Here is a 4,100-nt window from a genome sequence, read left to right on the forward strand (position 1 = left end):
GCGTGCTTACTTTCACATTGGTAACACTTCACTCGCCATCGCCTCCGTTATTACCACGCTTTGCCTCAGGCCTGTTTATCTTGGGGAGCCACTTGGCGAGCTCGGCTTTCACGCTGCTAAGCTCGGGCTTGCTCGCTAAGTTCATCCACTCATGCGGATCTTTCTCGTGATCGTAGAGCTCCTCGCCACCGTCGGCGTAGCGGATATAGCGCCACTTCTCGGTGCGAACGGCGTGGTTATTGCGGCCATAGGTCGTGATGGCGGGGGTGTCCCAGGCGGCTTTCGGGTTGGCCAGAAGCGAGCGGATGCTCTTGCCCTCGTTATGCGGGGGTGTGGGGATTGCGGCTAGCTCGCAGAGGGTAGGGTAGATGCTCATAAAGTCAACGGTGCGTGTGCTCATGCCGCCAGGCTTGGTGACGCCTGGTACGACCCAGATAAATGGCGCGCGTGTGGCTTCCTCCCAGAGTGCGAACTTGCGCCAGTGCTCTTTTTCGCCCAGGTGCCAGCCATGATCGCCCCAGAAGACAATCATGGTGTTTTTCTTCTCCGGCGACTTGTCGTAGGCGTCTAAGATTCTGCCCACTTGATCGTCGCAGTAGGAAATTGCTGCCAGATAGCCCTGCACTGCTTCTTTCCAGCGGCCACTCGCCAGCATCTCCACGTGGTCGCCCTTGGGCTTGGCCATTTTTATCCCGCCCGCCGGTACATCGCGGAGATCGTCTTTCTGGGTGGGAGGAAGCTGGATGCTCTCTAGCGGAAACCTATCGTAGTACTTTTTGGGGACGTTCCAGGGCATGTGTGGCTTGTGCACCCCGACCGCCAGAAAGAACGGCTTGTCGTGCTTTTGACTAAGATGCTTGATCCCGTAGTCCATGATCGCCTCATCCGACGTGTGCGAGTCGTCGGTGAGGGGCTGAAACTTAATACCGCCCACGCCATCGTTCTTCGCTGACGGATGCGGGGTCTGCTTGCCCTCGATAGGCACGGAGTAGTCGCTCCACTCCCCGGGCCGGTGGACGTTGGCGTGGTAGATCTTGCCCGCTCCAAAGACCTCGTAGCCCGCCTTAAGGAACTGCGTGGTGAGGGTCTGCTCTTTCGAAATCACTGGCTGCCACGGCTCGCCATTGTCGTAGACGCCCGTCGTTCCTGGACGCAGGCCCGACATCAGCGCGGCACGGCTGGGGTTGCAGACCGGGGCGGCGCAGTAGGCCCGCGTGAACGTGACGCCCATCTTGGCAAGCCGGTCAATATTGGGTGTCTTAGTCTGCGGGTTCGCTCCCAGATGCCCCACCCAGGCATTAAGATCGTCCACACCGATAAAGAGCACGTTCAGTTTTGGCGATGGGGCCTGTGCAAACACCGACGTGGTAAGCAGTGCCACAAGCGCAGCCAGGAGATAGTTTTTCATCTAGCTCCGCGTGTACTTATTGAAGAACTCCAGTGTGCGTTTCCAGGCGAGCTTGGCACTAGCTTCGTCGTAGCGCGGCGTGGTGTCGTTGTGGAAGCCGTGGTTGGCATTCTCGTACACATGCGCGGTGAAGGGAACCTGGTTGGCCTTGAGGACCGCCTCAAAGGCGGGGGCACCGTCGAGGATACGCTTATCTAGCCCCCCATTTTGGATGAGCAAGGGCGACTTGATCTTTGCCGCGTCTTCCGCTGAGGGCTGTGAGCCATAGAACGGGACGCCCGCCGCTAGCTCGCCCCCCAGCTTCACCGCCAGCATGTTGACCACGCCACCGCCGAAACAAAAGCCCACCGCGCCGAGCTTGCCGTTGCTCTCAGGCAGTGCCTTCAGCCAGCGTGCCGCCGCGATAAAGTCCTCACTCATCTTGGCCCGGTCTACGGTGCGAAAGAGCGCTCCGCCTTTTTCATCGTCACCGGGGTAGCCGCCCAGCGATGTGAGGCCGTCGGGGGCAAATGCGATAAAGTTCTCGGTCGCCAGCCGCCGCGCGACATCCTCGATATAGGGATTGAGCCCCCGGTTCTCGTGGATCACCAGAATCACGGGCAGCTTGCCTTTTGCCTTCGCGGGCTTGGCCAGATAGCCCTTGATATTTGTATTCCCCTTGGGTGAGGGAACCGTGACAACTTCGGTCTTGATGCGCTTATCGTCTTTGGGGACTTGCTGCGCCCAAGCGTAGTTAGGCCGCAGGCTCTCCCAGAGCATGGTCGCCGTGACCGCGCCGGTGGCGAACTTCTGCGCCCCTTCGAGAAATGTCCGGCGGTCAATGCCTCCGTGCACATAGCGGTCAAAGAGCTCCAGTAGCTCTTGCGGAAAGTCCGATGCTTTTTTGCGTTCCATGATCACAGCTCCGTTCTTGGTCAGTATACCAATTTCAGGGGAGAGATTTGTTCCAGGCGAGAAGCTTCTCGGTGAGCTGACGCACACGCTCGGGCTGCTCACTTGCCCGGTTTATTGTTTCGCTGGGGTCGCTCTTCAGATCGTAGAGCTGCGGCGCGGTGCCATCGGTCATGCACAGGAGCTTCCAGTCGCCCTCACGTACGGCCAGATCCGGAAAGCGCTCGCTGGCACTAGGGCCAGGGCGATCCGGGGGGCGCTTCCAGAAGATCGGGCGGCGACGAAGCGGCTGCTTTTTACCCAGAAGTGCGTCACTCAGATTCTCGCCGTCATGCGCCTGCGGCTTGCCTGCCAGTGCCAGTAGCGATGGGAACAGGTCCACCGACGTGACCACGGTTTTCTCATTGACCACGCCCGGCTTGACCAGCCCAGGGCCCCAGACAATCAGCGGCTCGCGGATGCCGCCCTCGTAGAGATTTCCCTTTTGCCCACGAAACGGCCCCGCTGAGCCTGCACCAGGCTCGGGACCATTGTCGCTGGCGACGATCACGAGGGTGTTAGGAACCGTGCGAATATACTCTAGCAGTGGCCCGAGCTGGCGGTCCATGTCCTGCACCACGGCGTTGTAGAGTGTCTTTTTGCCGCCATCGCCGCGCAGGGATTTGGGAGGAAAAAACGGCGAGTGGACATCATCCAGCCAGAGGTTCACAAAAAACGGCTTGTTCTTGGCCCGCGCCTCCGTCATAAATGCCTGCGCCCGGCTGGCAAACGCACCCGTCACCTTCGAGCGCTCCAGCCACGTAATATTCCCGCGCCCCAGATTGTCACTGCCCAGTGCGTGCTTCCGAGGCGGCTTGCCATCGTAGGCATCGAGCAGTGGCAAAATCCGATCACCGAGGCCCTCGAACTGCGTGAGTGAGGCATCAAAGCCGTACTCGGTGATCAGCGGCGCATCGCCCACATCGCGCTGGCCGCCCAGGTGCCACTTACCAAAGTGCCCGGTTGTGTAGCCTGCCTTTTGCAGCTCCCGCGCCACACTCGGCGCTTTGACATCCAGCCACTGCGCCATCCCCCGCTTCGTGTTGGAGGCACGGGTCTCCAAAAACGAGTTGATGCGCCAGCGCTGGGGATACTGCCCGGTCAGCAGGCCCGTACGCGACGGCGAGCAGATCGGGGCGCTGACATAGAACTGCGTAAAGCGCACACCTTCTCGGGCAAGTTTGTCAATATTTTCGGTCTTGGCAAGCGTGTTGCCATAACAAGAGAGATCGGCATAGCCCATGTCGTCAATTAGCACAAAGACGATATTGGGTGGCGGGGCGGAGTGTGTCACAGGGATCATAGGGTTGTCCTTAACCTCTCCCCTAGCCCCTCTCCCGGGCGCTCATTCTTCGCTGGGAAAGGGGAAAAATCCACCCTCTGGCTCCCTCCTTTCCCAAGGAGGAACGACTGCCCACACCCAGAGGGTACCCGGGAGGGCTGGGGAGGAGAGATTTTGTCTTTTGTCTCGCGCACCCAGCTCTGGAGTAGCTCCGTGAGACGCTTGCGATTGGCTTGCTGCACGGGCTCCTCGGCGAGATTGGTCAGCTCATCGGGGTCGGTCTTCGTGTCGTAGAGCTCGAAGGTGGGGAGCGTGATGCCAAAACCCTGCGGGTACATCTCCTGGAGCACACGAAACGCGACGGGGAACTGCTCCTTCACACGAAGCGTCTCGTTGTAGCTGCGATTGCCCCAGGGCTTGGGGTCTTTCGAGTCGGCGTTCACCTGCCGCGCGGCTTTGAGTGGGCCTTCACGGTAGATC

The 4,100-nt window shown here is 60.0% G+C and carries 3 protein-coding genes and 1 pseudogene; all 4 read right to left on the reverse strand.

The features are described 5' to 3' along the window. Positions 1-28 precede the first annotated feature (28 nt). Positions 29-1,408: a sulfatase gene (locus ACH2EH_RS14690; protein WP_395142793.1), complete on the reverse strand. Its 1,380-nt coding sequence runs from the start codon at positions 1,406-1,408 to the stop codon at positions 29-31. Then, a complete protein-coding gene (locus ACH2EH_RS14695; RefSeq protein ID WP_395142794.1) occupies positions 1,409-2,302 on the reverse strand; it encodes a dienelactone hydrolase family protein in 894 nt (297 codons plus the stop codon). It lies immediately after the preceding gene. Positions 2,303-2,336: 34 nt separating this feature from the next. Then, positions 2,337-3,641 carry a sulfatase-like hydrolase/transferase gene (locus tag ACH2EH_RS14700; RefSeq protein WP_395142795.1) on the reverse strand — a complete coding sequence of 435 codons (1,305 nt, stop codon included), beginning with the start codon at positions 3,639-3,641 and terminating at the stop codon, positions 2,337-2,339. Continuing rightward, positions 3,638-4,100, reverse strand: a pseudogene (locus ACH2EH_RS14705) (hypothetical protein); the annotation flags it as partial. The gene ACH2EH_RS14700 and the pseudogene ACH2EH_RS14705, both read right to left, overlap by 4 nt.

Origin of the sequence: Armatimonas sp. (assembly GCF_043760365.1) — a bacterium.
GTDB lineage: Bacteria > Armatimonadota > Armatimonadia > Armatimonadales > Armatimonadaceae > Armatimonas.